We start from the raw sequence: 23,834 nt of genomic DNA, 5'->3' as shown, positions 1-23,834 counted from the left end.
CGATAATCATCTTCTTAATCAAGATATTGCTCCCTCTGACCTTGATAAACCTGCCAAAGAATCTCTATTTGCTCCTTGGTAATGCGTTTTTCAGATAAGGCTGGCAGTTGGTCAATGGCAAAAAATTGAAGGTCAGCAATTTCTTGATTTTTTTGGAATTGTCCATCAAGAAGCTTACATTCAAAAACAAACTTTGCATATTGCTTGCTCTGTAGTTGGAAACGATTTGTATCAAAAACAGCTAGTAGTCTTTCTACTTTAGCTTCAAAACCGGTTTCTTCTTCAATTTCCTTGAGAATATTTTCTGTTGGAGAATAGCCGACTTCACCAAAGCCACCTGGCAAAGCCCAATCATTCTCTCCTTGTCCCCTAACCAGACAAATCTTTTCGTCCTCAACAATCCAAGCACGGACGTCCATTAAGGGAGTCGCATAAGCAGAAGTTGGCTTCAAGACTTCTGCCACTTCTTCTGCATCCAGGTCTGATACCTGATTCAACATTTCAGATAAAAGACCTCGCAAGTCCTCATAGCGCTCACGGTCAAAAGGATCCTTTGTAAAGGTTAATCCAGTATCTGTAAGGGCAATCATTCTTTGCAGATACTTAACAAAATCACTTGGCTTCATTTTCTAAACTTTCTACCAACTTGGCTAGATTCATAGAGTTAGAGCCTTTGAGCAGGATTTGATCATGGACTCCAAGGCTTTCTTTGACCTGCTTGACTAGGTCTTCAAATTGGTCTTGGTCTTCTGTTTTCTTGAAATAGTAAACGTGGCCAATTGGGAACATTTGACTGGCAAGTTGGGCTAATTCAGCAATGTCTTCTCCATAAAAAATAACGGTATTCAGCACATCAGGCGAGAGGCTCAAAATCATCTGATTATGAAGCTGAATAGACTGGTCGCCCAGTTCCTTCATATCCGCCAAAACTGCAATTTTCTTGCCACCTTCATTGGCTGGAATGGCAGAGAATGTCTCCAAAATCAGCTTCATAGCAGTTGGATTGGCATTATATACGTCAGACAGAATATCTGCTCCATTAGCTGCTTTCTTCCACTCGGTACGGTTACGCGTCAATTCAAGATTTTGGAAGGCCTGACGAATTTGCTCCTCTGAAACTCCTTCTTGTAGGGCAACATAGGATGCAATCATAGCATTGGTAGCATTGTACTTACCAGTCACTGGCAAATCGAGGGCTTGTTCCAAGAAATTTGCCTTAAAGGTCAGACTATCCTTGCGCTCAACCAAGTCGGTAATTTCCAACTCAGCTCCTTGCCCAAAACGAATCACCTTTTTGTCAATTGGCAAGTAGTCCTCTACAATAGAGTCAGCCGGTGCCAAAAGCAAAGAACCCGATGCCATACCATCTGCAATTTGCATTTTTCCTTTAGCAATCTCTGAACGATCTTTGAAAAAGGCCAAATGGGCTTCTCCAACCAAGGTCACGATGGCTGTTTTTGGACGAGCCAATTCTGACAAGAGATGAATATCTCCCAAGTGATCCTGTCCCATCTCCAAGACCAACTTTTCTGTTCCTTCAGGCATATGGAGAACTGTGTAAGGAAGACCAATCTCATTATTGTAGTTGGCTTGTGTTTTGTAGGTTTTGTAAGTTGTTGATAGCAAGTGAGCTAACATATCCTTGGTCGTTGTCTTGCCATTTGAACCCGTAACCGCAAAGACAGCAACAGCTGTTTTTTCAAGATAGTAGGCAGCTAGGGTTTGAAAGGCTGTCAAGACATCATCTACTAGAATATAGGGATGATTTGCAACTTCTTTCTCAGACAGGGTTGCTGCTGCACCATTTTCAAAGGCTGTTTCAATAAAGTCATGACCGTCACGCGCACCTTTAAGTGGCACAAATAAATCTCCTGTCGCAATCAAACGACTGTCAAACTCAGCCTTTTCTAACTGGGTGTCCTCAAAAATGCTGATATCATTTTTAGCTCCTACAACTTGAGCCACTTCATGGATTGTTAATTTCATTTCTACTCCTTTAAAAAGGGTTGAAGCCCGAGAACTCTAGTCACCTTGCAGTGGTGGTTCTGGCTTCTACCCTCTCTTTCATTTTTATAGCAAATGTGCTTCGCGCTTGTCAAAACTTTCCTTAGCAAGTTCAACCAAACGCTCGATTAGTTCTGGGTAGCTGATTCCCATATTGTCCCAAAGTAGTGGGTACATAGACCACTGGGTGAAACCTGGCATGGTATTGAGCTCGTTTAGGAAAATCTCTCCCTTGTCTGTATAGAAGAAATCGCAACGAGAGAGACCGAGGCCACCAATGGCACGGAAGGCTGTTTCTGCATTCTGACGCATGACAGCTATCACATCATCACTGATCTTGGCTGGGATGTCCATAGTAATCTTGTTATCAATATACTTGGCATCGTAGTCATAAAAGGCAACATCCTTGACTACTTCTCCTGGCAGCGTGCTTTTGACATCGTAGTTGCCCAAGAGACCAACCTCGATTTCACGGGCATTCACCCCTTGCTCAACCAAGACACGGCTGTCATATTGGAAGGCAAGTTTCAAAGCTTGACGGAGTTCTTCTTGATTGTCAGACTTAGAAATACCGACACTTGAACCCATGTTTGACGGTTTGGTGAAGACTGGATAAGTCAATTTTTCTTCAACTTCAGCTATTTTAGCAGTCACATCATCACCTTCAACGATAGCCACATAAGGAACTTGAGCAATCCCTACAGATTCTAAAACGCGCTTGGTCGTGATTTTATCCATGGCAAGACTGGATGACAGGATGTTACAGCCGACATAAGGCATTTTCAAAACTTCAAGGAATCCTTGAACAGAGCCATCCTCTCCCATCGGACCATGAAGGACTGGAAAGACTACTGCACCTTCCTCATAGATAGCACTTGGTGCAACTTTCTTATCCCAATCAATGGTTTCATTGGTCATGAGACGGTCTTCTTGACCTGGGGTATGGCTAAATTCTTGCGTTTTAATAAAGTCACCTGACTGGCTGATGAAGAAAGTCTTGACTGTAAAACGGTCGTAGTTGACCGCACGCATGACACTTTCAGCTGAAAGAACAGAGACTTCACGCTCTGCACTACGTCCACCGTATAAAAGAATAATCGTTTGTTTCATATTATTTGTTCCAATTCTAATAGAATACTCGTTCTTTAGTATATCATATTTGCTTCTTTTTTGAAACTTGAACCTGATACTAGTCTTCAATAAATCTAAAAAGAGACCGATAAAACAACTGTCGGTCTCCGTGATTTTTGTATAAATGAATTGAGTGTGTTAATTTGTCTACAATTACAACTCTGTTCGATTTTCAATGGCTCGTAAGAGTGTCACTTCATCCGCATACTCAATGTCCGCTCCGACAGCGAGACCTCGTGCTAGACGCGTAACCTTGATCCCAGCTGGCTTGAGCAAACGTGAAAGATACATGGATGTCGCTTCCCCATCTGCTGTAGCATTGGTCGCCACAATCACTTCTGAAACTTCACTATCCATAAGACGAGTCATAAGACTCTTGAGATTGATATCATCTGGACTGATACCATTCATGGGAGAAATAAGACCATGTAAGACATGATAGAGTCCATGGTATTCTTGGATATTCTCCATGGCTGCCACATCGCGACTATCTTCGAGAACTAAAATCGTTGTCTGGTCACGAGTCGGATCGGTACAGATAGAGCAAGGATCGTCATCAGTCAGGCGACCGCAGATGGAACAGTAGGTCAGCTCTCTCTTAGCAGAAAGGAGATTTTTAGCAAATTCATTGACATCGTCATCAGACATTCCAATAGTATAGAAGGCCAGACGGGTAGCCGTCTTAATCCCGATACCCGGTAACTTCGAATAACTGTCAATCAGCTTGGCAATAGGTGTTGGATAAAGCATATGTTCCTTTCTAATTCATTGGATGGTGTTGGTTATAGAGGTTGATAATATCGCGCGCAATGGAAGGTCCGACACCATTTGTAAGGTTGGTGTTATGTGGGAAGACAACAGCTACAGCGATTTGAGGATTATCTGATGGTGCATAGGCCACAGCATTGGTATTGTTGGCTTTTTGACCACCCTCAACATAACTTTCGGCAGTACCTGTTTTTCCACTAATGGATACCGCTGCGCCATTTGAAAAGGCACGACCGGTTGTCAAAGCACTACCACCATGTGACACTTGATAAAATCCTTGTTGGAGGATGGAAACATCAGACTCAGAAATATTAATTTTATTCATTTCCTTGGTATCAATAGATTGAATTAAGTTCCCTAAGCCACCTTGTTCGTTGTTTCCATAAATCCCCTCGACAATGTGAGGTGCAATCCGAACACCGTTGTTGGCAATAGTTCCAACGTACTGGGCTAATTGCATAGGGGTGTAGTTATCAAACTGGCCAAATGCATTGGTAATATAATTAGCAAAATTATACTCTTTTGGAATAAAACCAGTTGACTCATCCGGAAGATCAATACCCGTTGAAGCTCCTAGGCCATATTCCGCAAATGTCGCACGAAGTTTCTCCATAGCTGATTCCAAATTGCTGGTTCCAACAAACATATTGGGTTGATAGGTCTGACCCATAATGCCCAAAGCCGTTTGAACCATGTAGGTATTAGAAGAATACTCCAAGGCTTCCACAGCTGTAATTGGGAATGAACCGTAAGCCTGAGTGTACCAAGAATTAATCGGAGCTGAACCTTGGAAAACAATCGGTTGGTCTGTCAAGGTCTGATTCCCTGATAAGACTCCATTCTCCCAACCAGAGCTGATGGTCGCCGCCTTGACAACAGAACCCGGGACAAAGACATTGGTTACTGTTCCCAAGGAATCAGGTGTTAAATCTCCCGTTTTCAAGTCATGTTTTAGCCCTGACATAGACAAAACCGCACCTGTTTTTGGGTTAAGGGCGACTGCATACACACCTTCTGAATACTTGGCTCCTCCATTTCCCAGTTCCGAATTGAAATAACTCTTAAGCAGATTGTCCACGCTATCTTGGAAGGCCAAATCAATAGTCAGTTTAATATTATTCCCTTTGGTACCATCTTCGATATTTTCGACACTTTCCATGTTACCGTACTTATCTAGATGGATTTCCTTAACTGAGCGTTTTCCTTGCAAGGTTTCTTCATATTGTTTTTCTAGATAAGAAGTCCCAACACGATCATTTAAAGAATAACCCTTTTTGATATAAGCATCTGCTTCTTCAGCTGGTAGACCAGCTTTTTCACTGGATACACTTCCTACTATAGACGAAAGAGAAGTCTCTAGAACCTTTCGATCCCACGAAGTTGAAATACTGATACCAGGTAAATTCTTAGAGGCCGAAGCAATCAAGGCAATCTGTGTATCTGACAAAGAATCTGTCGCAATGGTTCCTGTCGCAAAATTTCCAACTGCATTGAGTTGGCTAAAAAGATAAATTTCTTTCTTTTCGTCATCCGAGTAGGTCAATTGACTTGGATCGATACTTTCAACAGTATTATTGTAAAGCTCGGATTCAGATAATTGATTGCCATCAGAATCAAGTCGCTTCTCACGTGGTAAACTTTCCACTGCTTTCTTATAGACATCTTGATCTGCTAGATAATAGTCCGCCAACTGTCGATCAGTCAATGTTGGAGAAGTAACTCCCACATAAGCCAGCAACTTCTTGGCTGTTTCTTTTAAATCTGCAGCCGTCATTTTGTTGTTTCGAGTAAAGGAAACAACTTGTTTCACAGTATTTTCAACCAAAGGCTTGCCGCTGGCATCATAAATTTCGCCCCGAGCCGAACTAGTGGTCACCTTTGTTTTACTAGCCGATGCTAATTTTGTCTCATAAAAATCCTTGTTCAAAACCTGCATATAAAGCAGGCGACCAATAATGGCCATAAAAAGCAAAATGACAATTGAAAACAATAAATTAAGCCGAATCGGAATCGAATGGCTATCAAATTTTCTCATACAAATCAGTCTCATTTCTATTTTAAGTCTTACTCTTAATTGTACCACAATTTAAGAAGAAAATTATGGAAAAGAAGGGTGCTTTTTTAATTTAGTTTCTGATGGTTTTTTTATTTAAACATAACTATTTTATATGATATAATATTTACAAAAGCTACAAAAAATAATTATCGATTAATAGCTAGACTCAAATAAAGGAGTATCATGAACCCGCAAGATATCGCAAGCATTATTGATCTTCATTTTGAAGAGTTAACAGATCTAGAGCAAGAAATCGCTCGCTATTTTTTACAATCTGAAACCATTGCAGATGATTTATCTTCTCAGCAGGTCACTCAAAAATTACATATCTCTCAAGCCGCACTGACCCGCTTTGCTAAAAAGTGTGGTTTTACAGGTTATCGAGAATTTATTTTCCAATACCAACACCAAGCAGATAATCAAGCTAGCCAACATCCCGACCACAGCCCCCTGACAAAACGAGTTCTTAGAAGCTACAATCACATGCGGGAACAAACACAGGACTTGATTGACGAAAAACAACTTGAACGAATCGCCCAGTTAATCGAAGATGCTGATCGTGTCTACTTCTTTGGAACAGGTAGTTCTGGCCTTGTCGCTCGTGAAATGAAATTGCGCTTTATGCGTCTAGGTGTGGTCTGCGAGGCCTTGACTGATCAAGACGGCTTTGCTTGGACAACCAGCATTATGGATGAAAATTGTCTCGTACTGGGCTTCTCACTTACTGGCACAACACCTTCTATTTTAGACAGTCTATTAGACGCAAAAGAGATGGGCGCAAAGACTGTACTCTTTACAAGCGTTCCAAATAAAGATAGTCAGGCCTATACAGAGACTGTTCTTGTAGCCACCCACAGCCAAACCTCCTACATCCAACGAATATCCGCTCAACTTCCTATGCTCTTCTTTATCGATTTGATTTATGCCTATTTTTTGGAAATCAATCGTGAAAGCAAGGAGAAAATCTTTAATAGCTATTGGGAAAATAAGAAACTCAATGGCTATCGTAGACAAAAACGTGTAAGAAAATCCTAGTTTGGCTGAGCCAAACTAGGATTTTTATTCATCACTAAACATACATCTTCTAGATTATGAATTAGTCATATCTCGACTTAGTCTTGAATAATTTCATGTAATCACTTTTTGAAGGAAGTAAATAAGCAAGTCTGACGGTATCCTCAACAATTGTATATAATACAATATAATCCTTACTCAAGGCCAATCCTCGCGTTTGGTAGCGAGGGTCTAATTTCTTACCAAATTTTTCATCGGCATCAAATCCAGCTTGGGGGAAAATTTCTAGACGATTAATATCTTTTCTGATACTCGCCACTTTTCGTCTCGCAGACTCTACAGAACCGATTTCCTCTGCTATATACTGATATATTTTATCCAAACTATCAATCACTCTAGGAGAATACAAAATCCTATATTTTTTATAATCCATAGCGTGTCACAACATCCTCATCTGTCAAGTAATTCCCAGCCTCAATCTTAGCATAACTTTCTTGAACTTCTGCTTGTAATTGTCTAAATAAATACTCCTTCTCCAATTCCTCTTCACTAAGTAAATCTACTTCATTTGTTACGGCAACATTCTTTAAAAATAATCTAAGTGCCGATGAAAGAGAGAGATTTTTTTCTTTTAACACTTCCATGGCATCATTTACTAATTCTCTATTAGCTTGGAAGGTCACAATTTTACTTGAATTCGCTATAGCCATTTTATATAACTCCTTTATATATTTTACTTATTATCTCACAATTATAAAGAAAGTCAAGGGAATTTGATTTGAAAGATGCTGGGAAAAATTTTTGTGTCACATATCTAATATACAAACTAACTTCTAAAGAAAGCCAAATGATATTCTCCATTCAATTTAACTGCTACTTTCTCATGGATAGACTGATTTTTTAAAGAACAAATTTCTCCATATTTCCAACTTTCATGCTCCCCTGATAATCTAGTGACAGACTTCACTTGATTATCTAAGTTAGCAACTGTAGCACTAAGCTCTTCTTTTGGAATAATTTCTTCAGTAATTGTAAATGATTGTTCCCCTATCTTCAACTCTCTGGCTTCTTGCTCATTGATAGCAAATCCTCCTACTAAGTGAACATAAAATAAGTCAGAAACTTTTAGGAGTTCTTCTTTAGAAATATTATCAAGTAGTCTACATTTATAGAAAGTACTATCAATTTTTATGGCAAATTCTCTACTCTTGGTCTGATATAAGTCACCAATCTCCAACAAATCATTCTTTATTTCATTATTGGAATCATCGTAAGATATTTCATAAGTATCATCATGATTGCTTACTTTACTTTCAATATCTTCATATGAAATTAATTGATTAGTTACACCATAATGCTCTCCTTTATAATCAAATCGATTATAACTTGAGTCGAGAAATTTAACATCATACTTCTCATATGTGCATCCAGTCAATCCAAGTAAACTTAAGAAAAAAATTACGGAAAGATAGATCTTTTTGAATTTCATAGTTCTCCTCCTAATTTTCTATAGTTAAATTATCAAAAATCAATAACGCCTCTCTCCAATATGTCTTTACAGATTTATTTTGGTTATAAAGTAAAGTCAAAACAATTCCCAAACTTCCATCCAAAAATTTAACACTCCATTCATTTCCATCAGAATATATAATTAAACACCTTTTCTGCTTACAACTACTAAATTAGCAACAAACAATAATACAACATAAAAAGTTAAAGCTAATAAATAGTTTGTGCTTCTAAAATTATTTTCTAAAATTATATTAACTGGTAAAATTACTGGAATCCAAAAAATATTAAGAAAAACTTTATTTGTTGCAAATACTATAAATAAACTTTCTACAACAGCTATAAGTAAATTGCCGCCTTTCGCAATAAACAATGTCAATAGCATGTGGAAATGACTTAACAATATTAGTAATAACCAACTAACTATTCCTACGTAAAAATAATATGAAAAGTGTTCTAACTCTATACCTACAACTACCCATAAAGGAATAGTGAGTAAAGATAATAGTAAATCTAACACAAAAAGTTTCGCTCCCCATATACTGGATATATTTCTCCCGCTTCTAATATTCTGATATTTATTAGCATTGATTTCTTGTTCAGATACTAATAAAGTGATTATCGTAGTTATCATACAATAGCCTAACATGGGTAAAAAGATAATATTTTCCAATACAATTGTGTTATTTACAGATAATATGTAAATTGGAATTGTCAATAGTTGTATAGTAGACAAAATCAAAATAATGTATAGTTGATACGAACCTTTAAATTTAATCATTTCACTTTTTAGCAATTGGATCATTACTTAACCTCCAATTTAACATTAACAAAGAAACGATAAATAGAATCAATGATAGAAATACGGTAAATACTACCATTTTAACGTCTGTTACATGATTTGTTAAATCTAGATCTCCTGACGGTTTTATATACATAAGACTATAAGCAATTTTATAATGATATGTAAAAGGAAAGAAGAACCAAAAGCTACTTTGAGCGATAAAAGGTGCAACCAAAAAACAAATCAAGGAGTTAATAGATACTAGGATATAGGGATTGATCCATTTCGAAAATAGATACAAGAGTGGTAATACCCATATGGATGTTATCGAAATAAGTACTAAACAAATTAAGTCACCAATTATATTCAATGATATTAAGTCGGCATACAAAAAATTACTTGTAAATAATAATATAGCTAAAAACCATACGTTAGAAATGAGTAAATCTTTTAATTTTAAAAGTATCTTTACGATATATATTTTTATGCTATCATTTCGAAAGTATATATTCTGGAAGTTTCCTGCACCATTGATACCTAATAATCCACAAATACTTCCCTCTTTTATTTCAAAAGAAATATTTTTCAGCACTTCTCTATCCTTATATGATTTTCTAAGTTTTTGAACTTGTATATTCATAACTATAATTCCTCCTTGTTTTATACTTGTATGTTACATTTTATTTTTCAAAATTTGTTCAGATTTTTCAATTTTAAAAAATAAAAAAATAGATATTCCTCAATTTAGAAGATTATCTATTTTTATATACATAACTATTATGTGGAAGGTATCTAATATATCCCTATAGAATTATTTTTTAATAAGCAACGTCACCTGAGCACCACCTCTATCTGGATTTGATAAAAATAATTCTCCAAAATGTCTAGTTGCAACTTGTTTAGCAAATGCTAACCCTAAACCATAGTGCTTATTATTCCTACCTTTATTCTCAGTATAAAATAACTTATCTGCATTTAATAAGGACTGTTCAGTAAAAGGGAGACCATTGTTCCACACTCCAAAATTAATATACTCTGTTTCCTCAATGATAGTAAGAGTAACTTTTTTTTCTCCAGAACTATATCTTGCTGCATTTGCTAAAATGTTAATTAATGCCCGATTTAAATTAAAGCGATTTCCCTTAAAAAATATTAATTTTGTAGTATTAATAATTTTGAAATCAACCTTTGCATTATTCATTACAGATTTCGCTTCTACTGACAGCTCACTTAAAAATTCGGATAAATGTATCTGTTCTCCATAATCTTTATCTTCAATTAGTAATCTTGAATAATCAATCATTGAACTAAAGTATCTTTCAAAAACTACTATACTGTTATTCATTGACTGAGTGTATTCCTTCTGTTGAACAGTCAAGTTAGTTAATTCAAGCAACTCTAAATTTCCCTTTAGTACTGTTAAAGGAGTTTTTACATCATGAGCTAATGCACCAACTTGAAAAGATAAATCTTCCTTCTCCCTTCTCTCTGATTTGAGTAAATTAGTTAACTCGTCGTCCTTTTGATATAATACAGAAAGAATTTCATCGAACTCTTGTATTTGAGCAGGAATGTTTTTATCTTTAAATGTTAACTGTCCCATGTTTAAAGTCTTTTTTTGTATGAGGAGAAAATTATTTGAAAATTCTTTTATTAATCTTGTAAGTGACCAAATGAGTAAAATTGTTTCGATAACGAAGAAAAATAAATAAGAAAATAGATTAAATGAAAAGTGACGCAAATTCGGATTAACAAACTCAGGTATCATGGGTTGCCTGACAGTAAGTACAATCTCTGAATTAGCGTAATACCCATAATACACTGCATCATTACTTATGGATTCATTTTTAGCAAAAACTTCTCGATAGGCTGGCAAATCCTTTTTTTGATAGTTACCCTCTTCAATTGTACCCGTCTTGCGATTAAATACAACATAGTCAAATATAGAGTTATTCATTGCTTGGACTACATCACTTAAATTGCTGCTATCACTCACTGAAATTTCCATTTTAGAGCCGTATACATTTAATTGTCCAGTAAAAACAAGTAAATAAGTAAATATAAAAAATAAAAGTATACCCAGTAACGTACCTGTTACTAGTTCTAAAACAGTCCTTATTATACGTCCTCTAATTGTACTATTCTTCTTAATCATGCCACTTGTATCCCATACCTCTAACTGTTTTTATAGGATTAATTCCATAGGATGAGAATTTTAATCTTATTTGATAGATATACTCAGATATTGAACGAAAGAGGGTTTCAGCATCATCATCATAAACATTTTCATATATATCTTGTACAGTAAAAATCTTTCTTGGATTGCTAGATAATAGCTCTATGATATCATATTCCCTACTTGTAAAGGCAAGACTATCTCCATTAATACAAACAATTTTTTCTTGTAAATAAATCGTTATTGGGGATAATTCTCGAACAATTTGATTACTTAATTCACCTTGTTTGTATCGTTCTTCTCGTTTGAGATTTGCAGCAACTTTGGCAATTAATTGATTGATGCTGAAAGGTTTTGTAATATAGTCATCTCCTCCTAAATTCAACCCTGATACTATATCATCTTCGGTATCTTTTGCACTAACAAAAATAATAGGAGAGCTTACTTTATTTCTAATCTGCTTACAAATTTGCATACCATCTATATTAGGCATCATTACATCTAATAAAATCAAATCAAATCCTTTGAAATTATTAATATTGATTGGTACGGTGACTTCTTGATACGTCGTTACCTGATAGTTTTTCATCTCTAAAATAGTTCGCATCAGTTTCAAAATTTCAAAATCGTCATCTACAACTAATATCTTATACATTCTATCACCTCAAAATATTTTAGAGAACTATCTGCAAAGCTCCGTATTCTTGACAAAGAATAGTCTCAATACATCAATTTGTAATTGTTCTTTATTTTTTAAATTATATTTTTAAAAACTAGTACAAATCTATTTTACACTATCTTGAACAAAATTCGTAATATTTAATAATCTAATTTGAGTGCCATCAATGCCATTTCTAATCCAGCAAGAATATCCATAACTTTCCTATCTATATGTGAATAATCCTTCCCCTTAAGTTCTCTAAGGTAATGTTCCAATGATTCTTGATTATTTACCATAACCTACTGAAGAAACAATTATTGAACCTTGACATTTGAGATTATATCAGAGAAAATTCAGATTTTATTCAGAGAAAAAATCATCTTTACACTACTAGTGAAATTCAAATTTAAGAAAGAATCAATTTCTAAAATTTTTCATGTCCTAAAAAGCGGAATAAATTTTGAACTTGTTAAGATTATTTTCTATTCCTTCTTCCACTTATATCCTGTCCAGCATGCTAAAGCAAGTAAAACTAAATTAAAGATGATAAAAAAAGTCGTAAAACTAAATAATCCATTTTGAGCTAGATCTGCCGTGTAAAGTTCAGTCTATATAAAGAGAAGATAAATTCCATAGCCTTCCACGAAAATAAGAAAACTGACAAAACCAATCAGGAAAAGTCCACTGGCAATAAGAAAGAGTCTCCATAAAAGAATGAGAATTCCTACTACTGCTAAAAAAATTACTTGGATAAGGAGTAAATCATTCATGACTTGTTCCTTCCTAACCAATCAACTGACGATAATGGGTGGTAAGAGAGGAATCAAATTCCTCTAGCTTTTGAACTAAGTCCAAATACTCCTCTTTCTCATGATATTCAAAGTCCACACCTCGATGATTCTGAAGCGCGATTTCCAATTGACTAGTGAGTTCTCGTTTGGAAAAACTGTAATCCCCCGTCACTTCCTCATAATGTTCCTTTAGCTCCTTGTAGGCTTGGTATTCTTCAGGTGTTTTAAATCCCTGTACTAAAGCTTCTTCTAATTGATAATTAGACCTTCTTTCTATAAAAACTAGGTCAAGCATACCAGATAAAGCTTGGAGCTTTTATCACAAGAAAAAGACTCCGAAGAGTCTTCGCATTACTTATGCAATTCTTTATTACTCAATATATGAAAAATCCCCCACAGAAGAATATTTACAATGATAAACAGCAATATTTCCACTAAATTAAAGTCTATCAAATTCCGTGACCGCATTGCCACCATAGCTTGGGAGTAGGGATAGATTAAAGATAATTTATCTGATACAAAAATCATCATAAATCCTACGAAAGTACCAATAGCACCAATTCCCACAGATTTACTGAAAACACGAGTTTTAGCTGTCACAAAAAACTGTACTGCCATCATACTAATTGTTCCAAAAATCCCCAATAAATCCCACTTGAGGTAGGTGAACAAATTAGAAATTTCTAAATGAGCTAGGTGGGTACTGACATAAAAAATACCAAACAAGAACAACTGTAAAACAGCAATAAACAAGATAATTACTATTTCTTTTGCCAACAATAATTTCCCAAGACTGACATTATTAGCTCTGAGAAATTCAATATTTTTTCTATCAAACTCTTTTCCTAACATCATGGCTACATAAAGGCTGACCAAAATCGGAAAGAAAAACTGGCTATAATAGAAGGTCAATTGTCCCCATAAAACAGGCACTTTTTCACTTTCTTCAACCATAGAATAAGCTGCACCAAAGTAAATCCCAAGACCAATCAGGCTACAAAAAGCTAAGAAGCAAATACCAATCATCAACATGGAAAATTTTTTAGTTTTCCGCCATTCTACTGATAGATAAGACATCATAGCTTACCTCCTTTCTTTTCAACCAGATAGAGAGATAAGAAGAGATAGATTAGGGCTATTGGCAAATATGTAAATAGTTTAAATCCTAGGTTTGTCGCAAAAACATAACTCACTTGACTGGCGACTTGCTGGTAATCCACCAGAGACAGATATCCTATACCACCAAAAGGGAAAATCAGCTGTAGAAAAGCTGGTGCATGACCAAATCCAACTCCAAGAAATCCTCCGAAAATCCCTAATGCCAGTATCAATGCCTGCTTCTTCAGTAAAAACTGCAAAGTCAAAAACAGACAGGTTAAGACAAAAGAGGCTAGCAAGAAAATGACGATTTGCCAGAGGATTAGGCTAACAGGCATTTCTAGACCTGATAAGATTGCAATCAACTGGGCTACTACTCCCTCCAAAAAAGCGAGAAAGATCAAAATGAACATGGTCAGTCCAAGCTTACTCAGAAAGATATGCCGTACATTTTCACCATTTGCCAAAAGCAGTTTGAAAGTGTTGCCCTCCTTCTCGTTCTTGACAATTCGCGATACAAAGAGAGCAATCACAATAGGGAGAATCAAGCCATTTACTTCTTTTATCATATAGAAAATCAGGCTAATCTGGTGCATGTCTGGATTACTTAGGTAGCGTGTAGCGGCTGCAATTGCCCAAGCAAATCCGACTCCCATAACTAGTATGCTAATGAGGAAGGATTTGGTTCGTTTTGCCTTGAGCAATTCAATAGACAAATTATTCAACATAAGACTCACTCCTTGGTTAAGTTGAGGAAGATAGATTCCAAGGTTTCTTGTTCTTGCTTCACTTCATAAATTGGAACTTTCTCGACTATTAAATCTCGTAACAAACTAGAAATCTGCTGATCGGCAAGGTTAGTCAGCTTGAGTTTATCCTCTTGTATCTCCAACATCTTGCACGGATAACCAAATAACACTTGGCTAATGGCTTCACGTCGACCTCTAAAATCCCCACGCACTTCCAGCCATTTATTAGACTGAATTTTACGAATTTCTCCCTCGTAAACCAGTTGACCATGATTGATAATCCCCACACGGTCAGCTATATGCTCTACTTCAGAAAGGATATGAGTAGAGATAAATACAGTAATGCCCTGTTCTTTTGCCAACTTGATAATCAGTTCCCGAATTTCATGAATCCCTGCTGGGTCTAGCCCGTTTGTTGGCTCATCCAGTATCAACAAACGCGGTTTCTTGACTAAGGCAAAGGCTAAAGCCAAGCGCTGTTTCATACCCAAAGAATAATCTTTAACCAATTTTTTCTTGTTTTTAGGTTGATCTAACCCAACAATTTTCAATGTTTCCTGAATATTTTTCTTATCAAATCCAAGGATTTTTTGGAAGACCAAGAGATTTTCATAGCCTGTCAAATTAGGATAATAAGACGGTTCTTCAATCATAGAGCCAATCTGATTAAGATACTGCTTGTCCGTACCTATAGATTGACCGAACACTTCAATCTCCCCAGCTGTACGAGAAATCAAAGACAAAATTATCTTCATGGTGGTTGTTTTCCCAGCTCCATTTGGACCTAGAAAACCATAAATCTCACCTTGTTGAACTGATAAGGAACTAAGGTTAACTACCTGAGTGTCCTTAAATCCCTTTTGTAAGTTTTTTATCTGTAAAACATTACTAATCATTATGAACTTCCTCCTCTAAATCAAATAATTTTCTATAATTTTGATTTCTATAAATCAAATTATCATGAGTATCTTTGATAACATCTCTACTACTCTTATCAACAAAAATGATAGAATCAACATAATTCAGAATATCTAATTGGTGACTCACTATTACCATTGTTTTGTCTGAATAAAATGAATTATTCCACTACCAGCACCAAGAACGTTATCAAGTTCTTCAAGAGTTAATTCTTGAAGAGAATTCATTACTTCAATCTCAACGAGATTCATTTGTTGTTTAGCCATTTGGAAATACCTCACTGATTAAAATTTATTTGAGAAGTATCTCTATCTAGGTTATGTCTTTATTATAGACATGCTAGATTAATTTTAAACTAAGCTAACCTTAATTTTACATTAAGATTAAAGTATCTTGCTTTTTTCATTCTTTTAAATGGTATAATATAGATAAGCGAGGTAAGATTATGAATTTCGAACAACAACTCCTGAATAAGCACATCCTTATCATTGATGACGATAAAATTTTAAACTCTTCCATAAGAGATATTCTCACTGCATACGGATTTTCCAATCTAACATCAGCCTATGATATAGAATCTAGTTTGGGCATGATTGAAACAGAGCAGTTCGACCTTTTCCTTTTGGACATTATGCTCCCCGATGGTGATGGCTACACATTAGCAAAACATATCCGAAAAAAAGGCGATACTCCTATCCTCTTTCTGACTGCCAAAAATAATCCTGAAGATGAGGTAGCTGGTTTCAATGCTGGTGGTGATGATTATGTCGTAAAACCCTTCATTCCAAAAAATCTTATCTATCGTATTATGGCTCTGCTCCGGAGAAGCTATAAATCAGAACAGGAAGCAATACAGATTGGACAGACTTTGGTAAGTTTTCGGAATGCAACAGTACAAAAGAATGGAGCAGAAATTTCTATTACACCAATTGAAATTAAGATTTTGAAAAAACTTTACGATAATAAAAATTACATCGTTTCAACTGAATCTCTCTGTGATACGATTTGGGGAGTGGATAGCTTTGGTTATGAAAACTCTTTGACTGTACATATTCGGAAAATTCGAGAAAAAATAGAAGAAAATCCTTCAAAACCTCAATATTTAAAGACAGCTAAAGGGCTGGGATATAAATTGTTATCATGATTATGAACCAAACCAAAATTTTAAGGTATTCACTAAAGAAATTTATCTTTTTTTCCATCATTATCTTTATTACCAATATTATTCTAATTGCCAGTTTTGTTTTCTACATTAGGGAAAAGCAAACTGCTACTGAGACTGTAAAAATAATTTCTGAACACATTACCATCACAAAAAATAACGTCCACATACCTAAAAAAGATATCTCTAGTCTAAAAGAACAAGAGTTATGGCTAATGGTATTGGATAAGCAGACTGGAAAACAAGTGTACGAACAGTATAAACCTACAGAAATTCCTTCGCAATTTGACTATGGGGACATTTTACAGTTTTCTCGCTATTATCTTTCAGATTATCCTGTTTTTAGTCAGATAAAAGGTGGCTACATCATTGTTGTTGGTTTTCCAAAAGATAAAATTGCTCGTTATAGTTATAATTACTTAGATATAGATAGTATTCGCCTAATTCCACTAGTAGCATTTGGAGTATTGCTTTTCAACTGCCTTTATTTCGCTTTTCTTTACTACTATGGTGTGACGCATATCAATCGTAAAATTGCGCCTCTTGTAACTGCTATTCAGAATCTCCCAGATGGTTTGAAAAATCCAATAAATTCTATATCAGAACTAGAATATCTTACAACTGCAATTAATCAAACCGATACTCTACTCAAAGAGAATGAAGTCTTTAAAGAGCAATGGATTTCAGGAATTGCACACGATATCAAAACACCTCTTTCTGTCATCATTTCTAACGCGTCCTTGTTAAATGATTCTGAACTAGATACACAGTCTAAAAAGCATATTCGCCCAATATTGACAGAATCCTATTACATCCAAAATATTTTAAATGACTTAAATATAGTAGCCCGCCTTTCATCCGGTCATCTTCAATTAAATCAGACTGAAACAAAAATTATCCCCTTCTTCAAAGACATTCTCATCCATATTTTAAATCAAGAAATCTGGAATGAATTTGAATTTGAATTTGATTACGATTGTTCACTTGTTAATCAATCTATCATGATTGAGCAGTTTTTAATCACAAGAGTTATCCATAATATCATCTACAACTCTGTTTTACATAACGAAAAGGGTTGCACAATAAGAATCAACTTATTCAAAAAAAATACAAATGTAATTGTCGAAATCAAAGATAATGGACAGGGAGCTTCACCAGAAAAAATTGCTGAACTTAATGAATTATCTTTTAAAAACATTGATATTTCTAAAATTAGAACGACTGGAATTGGGCTAAAAATTTCAAAACAAATTGTTGATTTGCATCAGGGCTCTATTTCGTTTGCTAGTGTCCAAAATGAATTCTTTGAAAGTATCATTTCACTTCCGATTTTCAACATTACCAATTAGATAAAAAAATGGAGAAGAACCATTAGAGTTTTCTCCATTTTATTCATCTTATCTTCCACTTATACCCTGCCCAGCCTGCCAAGACAAGCAAAGCAAGGTTAAAGATGATAAAGAAAGTCGTAAAACCAAATAATCCATTCTGTGCCAAATCTTCCGTGTAAAGTTCAGTCTCTGTAAAGAACAGATAGAATCCATATACCTCAGTAAAGAGAGTAGCACAGGCTAGTCCAATTAAAAACAATCCACTAGCCAGAACTATGAGAATCTAGAGAATCTAGAGAATCAAGGCAATCATGCCCACGACTATGAGAATAAGAGGAAGAATCAGAAAATCTGTCATAAGGCTCCTCCTAGTCTACCATGCGACGATAAAAGTCTGCGTCCTAGCAGATGTCTCAAAAACCATCTTACTGACAATCCAGACGCTTATTCGACTGAAATAGCTTCTGAATTTGACTGTCATCCAACTACTATCCACTATGCTCTCAAAGCTATGGGATACACTCGAAAAAAAGAACCACACCTACTATGAACAAGATCCAGAAAAAGTAGCTTTATTTCTTAAAAATTTTAATAGTTTAAAGCACCTAGTACCTGTTTATATTGATGAAACAGGATTCGATACTTATTTTTATCGAGAATATAGTCACTCATTAAAAGGTCAGATAATAAGAGGTAAAGTATCTGGAAGAAGATATCAGAGGATTTCTTTGGTTTCAGGGCTAACAAATAGTGAGTTAATCGCTCCAATGACTTACGAAGAAACAATGACGAGCGACTTTTTTGAAGCTTGGTTTCAGAAGTTTCTCTTACCAATATTAAATATACCATCAGTTATTATTATGGATAATGCAAGATTCCATAGAATGGGTAAGCTAGAACTCTTGTGTGAAGAGTTTGGGCATAAACTTTTACCTCTTCCTCCCTACTCACCTGAGTACAATCCTGATTGAGAAAACATGGACTCATATCAAAAAGCACCTCAAAAAGGTATTACCAAGTTGCAATACTTTTTGGCTCTATAATATTTGTAGTGGGTAACCCCCCTATAGATATTATGGAGCCTATTTTGTTGTAGAAAAAAAGTCCCATATGACCTATAATGAAAAGCGACCAAACAACTCATTAGAAAGATTCATATGGAACAATTACATTTTATCACAAAACTACTCGATATCAAAGATCCAAATATCCAATTTATGGATATCATCAATAGGGATACACACAAGGAAATCATCGCTAAACTGGATTATGAGGCCCCATCTTGCCCTGATTGCAGAAGTCAAATGAAGAAATATGACTTCCAAAAACCGTCGAAAATTCCTTACCTTGAAACGACTGGTATGCCTACTAGAATTCTCCTTAGAAAGCGTCGTTTCAAGTGCTATCATTGCTCGAAAATAGCGGTCGCTGAGACTCCTCTAGTAAAGAAAAATCATCAAATCCCTCGTATTATCAACCAAAAAATTGCTCAGAAGCTGATTGAAAAAACTTCTATGACCGATATTGCCCATCAGCTTTCCATTTCAACTTCAACTGTCATTCGAAAACTCAATGACTTCCGTTTTAAGCATGATTTTTCTCATCTTCCTGAGATTATGTCTTGGGACGAGTATGCCTTTACAAAGGGAAAAATGAGTTTCATTGCACAAGACTTTGATAATCTCAACATTATCACTGTTCTTGAGGGACGAACACAAGCTATTATCCGAAATCACTTTCTTAAATATGATAGGGCAGTCCGATGTCGAGTGAAAATCATTACGATGGATATGTTTAGTCCCTACTATGACTTGGCTAGAAAACTTTTTCCGTGTGCTAAAATCGTTCTCGACCGCTTTCACATTGTCCAACATCTAAGCCGCGCTATGAGTCGTGTCCGTGTTCAAATCATGAATCAGTTTGAGCGAAAATCACATGAATACAGGGCTATCAAGCGCTACTGGAAACTCATCCAACAGGATAGTCGTAAACTTAGCGATAAACGTTTTTATCGTCCTACTTTTCGCATGCACTTAACAAATAAAGAGATTCTAGACAAGCTTTTGAGCTATTCAGAAGACTTGAGACACCACTATAATCTCTATCAGCTCTTGCTTTTTCACTTTCAGAATAAGGATCCGAAGAAATTCTTTGGACTCATTGAGGACAATCTGAAGCAGGTTCATCCTCTTTTTCAGACTGTCTTTAAAACCTTCCTCAAGGATAAAGAGAAAATTGCCAACGCCCTTCAACTACCCTATTCCAACACCAAACTGGAAGCCACCAATAATCTCATCAAACTTATCAAGCGCAATGCCTTTGGATTTCGAAACTTTGAAAACTTCAAAAAAAGGATTTTTATCGCTCTAAACATCAAAAAAGAAAGGACGAAATTTGTCCTTTCTCGAGCTTAGCTTTTCTTCAACCCACTACAGTTGACAAAGAGTCGCTTTTTTTGAGGCTCTTTTGTCTTGTTCTTGTTTCAATTTACTATACAACACAGATGAACTACATGCCTGTCGTACCTAGAAAATCCTAGTTTGGTTGAACCAAACTAGGATTGTTTTGTCTTGAAATGATAGTAGGCACCCAACATACCTGCTGTGTTTTGGTGATGGGCAAATTCTAATCGTGTTTTTTCAGCTAGGCTTGGTACCAAGGCATCTTTTAAGGCTGTGCGAATTTTTGGTTTGAGGATAGCCTCTTGCCCCATAATACCGCCACCTAGAATAACCACTTCTGGATTGGCCACATAACAAATATTTGCCAGACCTTTCCCAAGGTAGTCTACCATGCGGTCAATGCCAGCCATACAGATTTTGTTTCCTTCGGTAGCTTCCTTAAAGATACGTCGGCCATTCCACTGATCAACTGGATCACCATGACCTGCTGCTACATACTCCACCAAGGCTGTCGTAGAAGCAAGATCTTGGAAAGCACCATCCTGCATATGCATATAACCAACTTCACAGGCTGAATTGCTAAAACCATGGAAGACTTTTCCATCCATAATCAGGCAACCACCGATACCGGTTCCAATGGTCAAGCAAAGAGTGACACTCGCTCCCTTACCTGAACCAGATACTGCCTCAGCAAGACCTGCACAATTGACATCATTTTCAATCTCGCAAGGGATTTCAAAGGTACTCTCAATTTCTTTTTTAAACTGAGTTCCAGCATAGTTGGGAATCTGAGGGCCAGCGTAGAAAATCTCACCCTTATCTGGATCCACCATTCCCGCAGAAGAAATAGCAACACCTGCTACTGGGCCTTTTTCTTGATAGCTGGCAACGATATCTTTTGTCTTTTGTAAGATATGGGGACCACCCTTATGCGCCTCAGTTGGCATTTCATGCGATTCAACAAGTTGGCCTTCTTGGTCGATCAAACCATATTTGATGTTGGTTCCACCGATATCAATTGCAACGTAGTGTGTCATAAATACCTCCTTATGGATTAGAGGAAGCGCTCCTTGGTTTCACGAATCAATTGAGCAGCTGCTTCTACAACTGGACGATCTTCTTCAGTCACTGGTGTCAATGGTGAACGAACAGAACCAATATTCAATCCTTCATTAATCTTCAAGACTTCCTTAATCACACCGTACATATTTCCATGTGCAGCAGTCAATTTACCAATGATTGCATTGATAGCGTATTGTAATTCACGCGCTGTTTCCAAATCTTTGTCAGCAATCAATTGATTGAGTTTCAAGAAGAGTTCTGGCATGGCACCATATGTACCACCAATACCAGCTTTAGCACCCATGAGACGGCCACCTAAGAACTGCTCATCTGGACCATTAAAGACGATGTGGTCTTCCCCACCAAGGCTCACAAAGGTTTGGATATCTTGAACTGGCATAGAAGAGTTCTTAACACCGATAACACGTGGATTTTTCAACATTTCAGTGTAAAGACTTGGAGTCAAAGCAACACCTGCCAATTGAGGAATGTTGTAGATGACATAGTCTGTATTTGGAGCTGCAGAACTGATATCGTTCCAATATTTAGCAACTGAGTATTCTGGCAAGCGGAAGTAAATCGGTGGAATTGTTGCAATGGCATCTACACCCAAGCTTTCTGCGTGGCGAGCAAGTTCCATACTATCTTTGGTATTGTTGCAAGCAACGTGGGCAATAATAGTCAATTTACCTTTGGCTACCGCCATGACTTCTTCCAAAATTAACTTGCGATCTTCAACGCTTTGGTAGATACATTCACCAGAAGAACCATTGACATAAAGACCTTGAACACCTTTATCAATGAAGTATTGAACCAAGGCACGCGTACGCTCTGGACTTACTTCTCCTTGATCATCATAACATGCGTAGAAGGCTGGAATGACACCTTCGTATTTTTTTAAATCTGACATAGATTTTCTCCTAAGATTTCTTTTTTCTGCTGAAAGCAGGGATTTATTCTTTACGTTTTTAGTATACACCTTATGAAAAACGCTTTCAATATCTTGTGTACACTTAGATTTTAGTTTCGATATGAATTTTGAAATGTTTATGGCTTGAAAGTAGTTTCATAGACAAGCCATCCTATTGATATTTTGCGAAAATTTTCCCCATCAATCCAGTCTGGAAAAAGACCAAGAGCCCAAACCCAAAAAGCAGGAAGGCTGAGCCACCTAAAAGTAAAGTGAAGGCGGATAGATAAAGAACCATCAAAATAAGAAAGAGAATAGCTAACATGAGGAAGAACCAAGGAAAGTTAAAACTTGCCAAGATAAGTCCTTTTTGCAGCACTTCTTTCCAAGTCAAATCATAGCGTGCAGCGATGGGATAGCTAGCCAACATCACGATAGTGAGGAAGATAAGAACGCCTAGACAAATAGCTTTCACCATTTGGAAAGGCATAGCTGTCTGACCCCAAAAGAGATAAAGATCTAGAATGCTTAATAAAACAATGCCCAACTCAAGCAGACCTAACTGAAGACCTAGCTTCAGATTTTGCTTGAAAGCTCTTAAATAGATTCTAAAGACAGGCACACGTCTGCTCTTCTTAATCTCAAACATAGTCTCGTAGAGGCTAATTTTAGCCACTCCAATCGTCACGATGGGCAAACAAGAGACGACAAAAAGAAGATTGGCTGTCACGATATCCAAGACCTTCTCACTAAAACGCATGAGAAAGTTATCTGTATCAAATGCTGCCTTGATAAGGCTTACTCCTTTTTGTGCCATATTTGCTCCTCCTTATTTTTTAGTCAATCAAAATTTTAAAGAGATATTTGCGAACCTTCTGTTCCATACCTGCATAGCCATTTGGCTGGTGTGGTTCTCCTGGAAAGAAAATCGCAAAATTGTGATAACCCAACAAGAGTGGGTATTTTTCATGACAATGCACAAAGCCAATGTCACTCGCTTCGTCGAATGCTACTGCCTCGTCTTTGATACGTGAACCGTAGCTCGAATATTCATGTCCTTCTACCAGCAAATGCAAATCTGCATAGTTCTTATGATGCTCAAATTGATCATTTTCAGCTTGATTGAGGACATTTTCCTGAACAACTAGAAAGACCTTGTCCCCGTCAATCTCATACTTTCCTAACTCAAAAGAATCTTTACGATGTTGATAGAGATAGTCGATAGCCTTGTCTAGATTGGGATGAATTCCTTTGTAAAAGGTGATGTTTTTCAAATCGTCAAAAATCATACTCTTTCCTTCGTTTCTG

The 23,834-nt window shown here is 36.4% G+C and carries 27 protein-coding genes and 2 pseudogenes; 5 read left to right on the top strand and 24 right to left on the bottom strand.

Features of this window, described 5'->3' with window-relative positions:
* Positions 1 to 14 precede the first annotated feature (14 nt).
* From F9B91_RS03385 to pbp2b, 5 genes are all read right to left on the bottom strand, one after another.
* Positions 15 to 626 (bottom strand): NUDIX hydrolase N-terminal domain-containing protein, encoded by a 612-nt coding sequence (locus F9B91_RS03385; RefSeq protein ID WP_150922508.1) that lies wholly within the window; start codon positions 624 to 626, stop codon positions 15 to 17.
* Positions 613 to 1,986 (bottom strand): UDP-N-acetylmuramoyl-tripeptide--D-alanyl-D-alanine ligase, encoded by a 1,374-nt coding sequence (locus F9B91_RS03380; RefSeq protein ID WP_150922507.1) that lies wholly within the window; start codon positions 1,984 to 1,986, stop codon positions 613 to 615. The genes F9B91_RS03385 and F9B91_RS03380 overlap by 14 nt, the downstream gene beginning before the upstream one ends.
* Positions 1,987 to 2,070: 84 nt before the next feature.
* Positions 2,071 to 3,114 (bottom strand): D-alanine--D-alanine ligase, encoded by a 1,044-nt coding sequence (locus F9B91_RS03375; protein ID WP_150922506.1) that lies wholly within the window; start codon positions 3,112 to 3,114, stop codon positions 2,071 to 2,073.
* 174 nt (positions 3,115 to 3,288) lie between these two features.
* Entirely contained in the window at positions 3,289 to 3,885 is a 597-nt protein-coding gene (gene recR, locus F9B91_RS03370; protein ID WP_000966754.1) for a recombination mediator RecR, read from the bottom strand.
* 10 nt (positions 3,886 to 3,895) lie between these two features.
* Positions 3,896 to 5,953, bottom strand: coding sequence for a penicillin-binding protein PBP2B (gene pbp2b / locus F9B91_RS03365; RefSeq protein ID WP_150922505.1), 2,058 nt, complete (start codon positions 5,951 to 5,953; stop codon positions 3,896 to 3,898).
* Positions 5,954 to 6,142: 189 nt separating this feature from the next.
* Between pbp2b and F9B91_RS03360 the strand changes: the two genes are divergently transcribed.
* Positions 6,143 to 6,994, top strand: a complete 852-nt coding sequence (locus F9B91_RS03360) for a MurR/RpiR family transcriptional regulator (RefSeq protein ID WP_150922504.1) — start codon at positions 6,143 to 6,145, stop codon at positions 6,992 to 6,994.
* Between the two features lie 61 nt (positions 6,995 to 7,055).
* Here the strand turns inward: F9B91_RS03360 and F9B91_RS03355 are convergent, their stop codons facing one another.
* The 14 genes and pseudogenes from F9B91_RS03355 to F9B91_RS03290 all read right to left on the bottom strand — a co-directional run bounded on the left by F9B91_RS03355 (position 7,056) and on the right by F9B91_RS03290 (position 15,925).
* Complete coding sequence (locus tag F9B91_RS03355) at positions 7,056 to 7,406, bottom strand: type II toxin-antitoxin system RelE/ParE family toxin (RefSeq protein WP_000384865.1); 351 nt, start codon at positions 7,404 to 7,406, stop codon at positions 7,056 to 7,058.
* The gene (locus F9B91_RS03350; protein WP_000951986.1) at positions 7,396 to 7,683 is read right to left on the bottom strand and encodes a hypothetical protein; all 288 of its coding nucleotides are present in this window, start codon (positions 7,681 to 7,683) and stop codon (positions 7,396 to 7,398) included. Before F9B91_RS03350 ends, F9B91_RS03355 begins: the two co-directional genes overlap by 11 nt.
* 116 nt (positions 7,684 to 7,799) lie before the next feature.
* The gene (locus F9B91_RS03345) at positions 7,800 to 8,462 is read right to left on the bottom strand and encodes a NisI/SpaI family lantibiotic immunity lipoprotein (protein ID WP_000669433.1); all 663 of its coding nucleotides are present in this window, start codon (positions 8,460 to 8,462) and stop codon (positions 7,800 to 7,802) included.
* A 162-nt stretch (positions 8,463 to 8,624) separates the two neighbouring features.
* Entirely contained in the window at positions 8,625 to 9,287 is a 663-nt protein-coding gene (locus F9B91_RS03340) for an ABC transporter permease (protein ID WP_150922503.1), read from the bottom strand.
* The gene (locus F9B91_RS03335) at positions 9,265 to 9,906 is read right to left on the bottom strand and encodes a lantibiotic ABC transporter permease (protein ID WP_150922502.1); all 642 of its coding nucleotides are present in this window, start codon (positions 9,904 to 9,906) and stop codon (positions 9,265 to 9,267) included. Before F9B91_RS03335 ends, F9B91_RS03340 begins: the two co-directional genes overlap by 23 nt.
* A 171-nt stretch (positions 9,907 to 10,077) precedes the next feature.
* Positions 10,078 to 11,421, bottom strand: coding sequence for a sensor histidine kinase (locus F9B91_RS03330; protein WP_150922501.1), 1,344 nt, complete (start codon positions 11,419 to 11,421; stop codon positions 10,078 to 10,080).
* Positions 11,414 to 12,097: a response regulator transcription factor gene (locus F9B91_RS03325; RefSeq protein ID WP_000276748.1), complete on the bottom strand. Its 684-nt coding sequence runs from the start codon at positions 12,095 to 12,097 to the stop codon at positions 11,414 to 11,416. Before F9B91_RS03325 ends, F9B91_RS03330 begins: the two co-directional genes overlap by 8 nt.
* A gap of 164 nt (positions 12,098 to 12,261) precedes the next feature.
* Positions 12,262 to 12,399: a hypothetical protein gene (locus F9B91_RS11280; protein ID WP_191962402.1), complete on the bottom strand. Its 138-nt coding sequence runs from the start codon at positions 12,397 to 12,399 to the stop codon at positions 12,262 to 12,264.
* Positions 12,400 to 12,585: 186 nt separating this feature from the next.
* Positions 12,586 to 12,873, bottom strand: a pseudogene (locus F9B91_RS11415) (DUF5966 family protein).
* Positions 12,874 to 12,886: 13 nt separating this feature from the next.
* Positions 12,887 to 13,189 (bottom strand): DUF5962 family protein, encoded by a 303-nt coding sequence (locus F9B91_RS03315; protein WP_150922500.1) that lies wholly within the window; start codon positions 13,187 to 13,189, stop codon positions 12,887 to 12,889.
* Positions 13,190 to 13,245: 56 nt separating this feature from the next.
* Positions 13,246 to 13,974: an ABC transporter permease gene (locus F9B91_RS03310; protein ID WP_150922499.1), complete on the bottom strand. Its 729-nt coding sequence runs from the start codon at positions 13,972 to 13,974 to the stop codon at positions 13,246 to 13,248.
* Positions 13,971 to 14,720 carry an ABC transporter permease gene (locus F9B91_RS03305; protein WP_150922498.1) on the bottom strand — a complete coding sequence of 250 codons (750 nt, stop codon included), beginning with the start codon at positions 14,718 to 14,720 and terminating at the stop codon, positions 13,971 to 13,973. Before F9B91_RS03305 ends, F9B91_RS03310 begins: the two co-directional genes overlap by 4 nt.
* Positions 14,721 to 14,725: 5 nt before the next feature.
* Complete coding sequence (locus F9B91_RS03300) at positions 14,726 to 15,637, bottom strand: ABC transporter ATP-binding protein (RefSeq protein ID WP_150922497.1); 912 nt, start codon at positions 15,635 to 15,637, stop codon at positions 14,726 to 14,728.
* A gap of 153 nt (positions 15,638 to 15,790) precedes the next feature.
* A complete protein-coding gene (locus tag F9B91_RS03290) occupies positions 15,791 to 15,925 on the bottom strand; it encodes a type A2 lanthipeptide (RefSeq protein WP_225306546.1) in 135 nt (44 codons plus the stop codon).
* A gap of 179 nt (positions 15,926 to 16,104) precedes the next feature.
* On the opposite strand from F9B91_RS03290, the gene F9B91_RS03285 reads away from it, so the two are divergent.
* Both F9B91_RS03285 and F9B91_RS03280 read left to right on the top strand, forming a co-directional pair.
* Positions 16,105 to 16,803, top strand: a complete 699-nt coding sequence (locus tag F9B91_RS03285; protein WP_150922494.1) for a response regulator transcription factor — start codon at positions 16,105 to 16,107, stop codon at positions 16,801 to 16,803.
* A 2-nt stretch (positions 16,804 to 16,805) separates the two neighbouring features.
* On the top strand, positions 16,806 to 18,170 hold the full coding sequence (locus F9B91_RS03280) for a sensor histidine kinase (RefSeq protein ID WP_225306545.1): 1,365 nt from the start codon (positions 16,806 to 16,808) through the stop codon (positions 18,168 to 18,170).
* A 43-nt stretch (positions 18,171 to 18,213) separates the two neighbouring features.
* Here the strand turns inward: F9B91_RS03280 and F9B91_RS03275 are convergent, their stop codons facing one another.
* Positions 18,214 to 18,411, bottom strand: a complete 198-nt coding sequence (locus tag F9B91_RS03275) for a DUF5966 family protein (RefSeq protein WP_225306544.1) — start codon at positions 18,409 to 18,411, stop codon at positions 18,214 to 18,216.
* A 153-nt stretch (positions 18,412 to 18,564) separates the two neighbouring features.
* On the opposite strand from F9B91_RS03275, the pseudogene F9B91_RS03270 reads away from it, so the two are divergent.
* A pseudogene (locus F9B91_RS03270) lies at positions 18,565 to 19,211 on the top strand (IS630 family transposase); the annotation flags it as partial.
* A 98-nt stretch (positions 19,212 to 19,309) separates the two neighbouring features.
* Entirely contained in the window at positions 19,310 to 20,566 is a 1,257-nt protein-coding gene (locus F9B91_RS03265) for an ISL3 family transposase (protein ID WP_150922492.1), read from the top strand.
* A 140-nt stretch (positions 20,567 to 20,706) separates the two neighbouring features.
* Here F9B91_RS03265 and F9B91_RS03260 read toward each other — a convergent pair whose 3' ends face one another.
* From F9B91_RS03260 to F9B91_RS03245, 4 genes are all read right to left on the bottom strand, one after another.
* Entirely contained in the window at positions 20,707 to 21,591 is an 885-nt protein-coding gene (locus F9B91_RS03260; protein ID WP_150922491.1) for an ROK family protein, read from the bottom strand.
* Positions 21,592 to 21,608: 17 nt separating this feature from the next.
* Complete coding sequence (locus F9B91_RS03255) at positions 21,609 to 22,526, bottom strand: dihydrodipicolinate synthase family protein (protein WP_078238169.1); 918 nt, start codon at positions 22,524 to 22,526, stop codon at positions 21,609 to 21,611.
* A gap of 172 nt (positions 22,527 to 22,698) precedes the next feature.
* On the bottom strand, positions 22,699 to 23,343 hold the full coding sequence (locus F9B91_RS03250; RefSeq protein WP_150922490.1) for a DUF624 domain-containing protein: 645 nt from the start codon (positions 23,341 to 23,343) through the stop codon (positions 22,699 to 22,701).
* A gap of 19 nt (positions 23,344 to 23,362) precedes the next feature.
* Positions 23,363 to 23,815, bottom strand: coding sequence for a YhcH/YjgK/YiaL family protein (locus tag F9B91_RS03245; RefSeq protein WP_045611139.1), 453 nt, complete (start codon positions 23,813 to 23,815; stop codon positions 23,363 to 23,365).
* Between the last annotated feature and the right edge of the window lie 19 nt (positions 23,816 to 23,834).

Source organism: Streptococcus mitis (assembly GCF_008763935.1).
In the GTDB taxonomy this organism is placed as follows: Bacteria; Bacillota; Bacilli; order Lactobacillales; family Streptococcaceae; genus Streptococcus; species Streptococcus mitis_DB.
The sequence above is the reverse complement of the archived record's forward strand: the minus strand, read 5'-3'. Positions and strand labels throughout refer to the sequence as shown.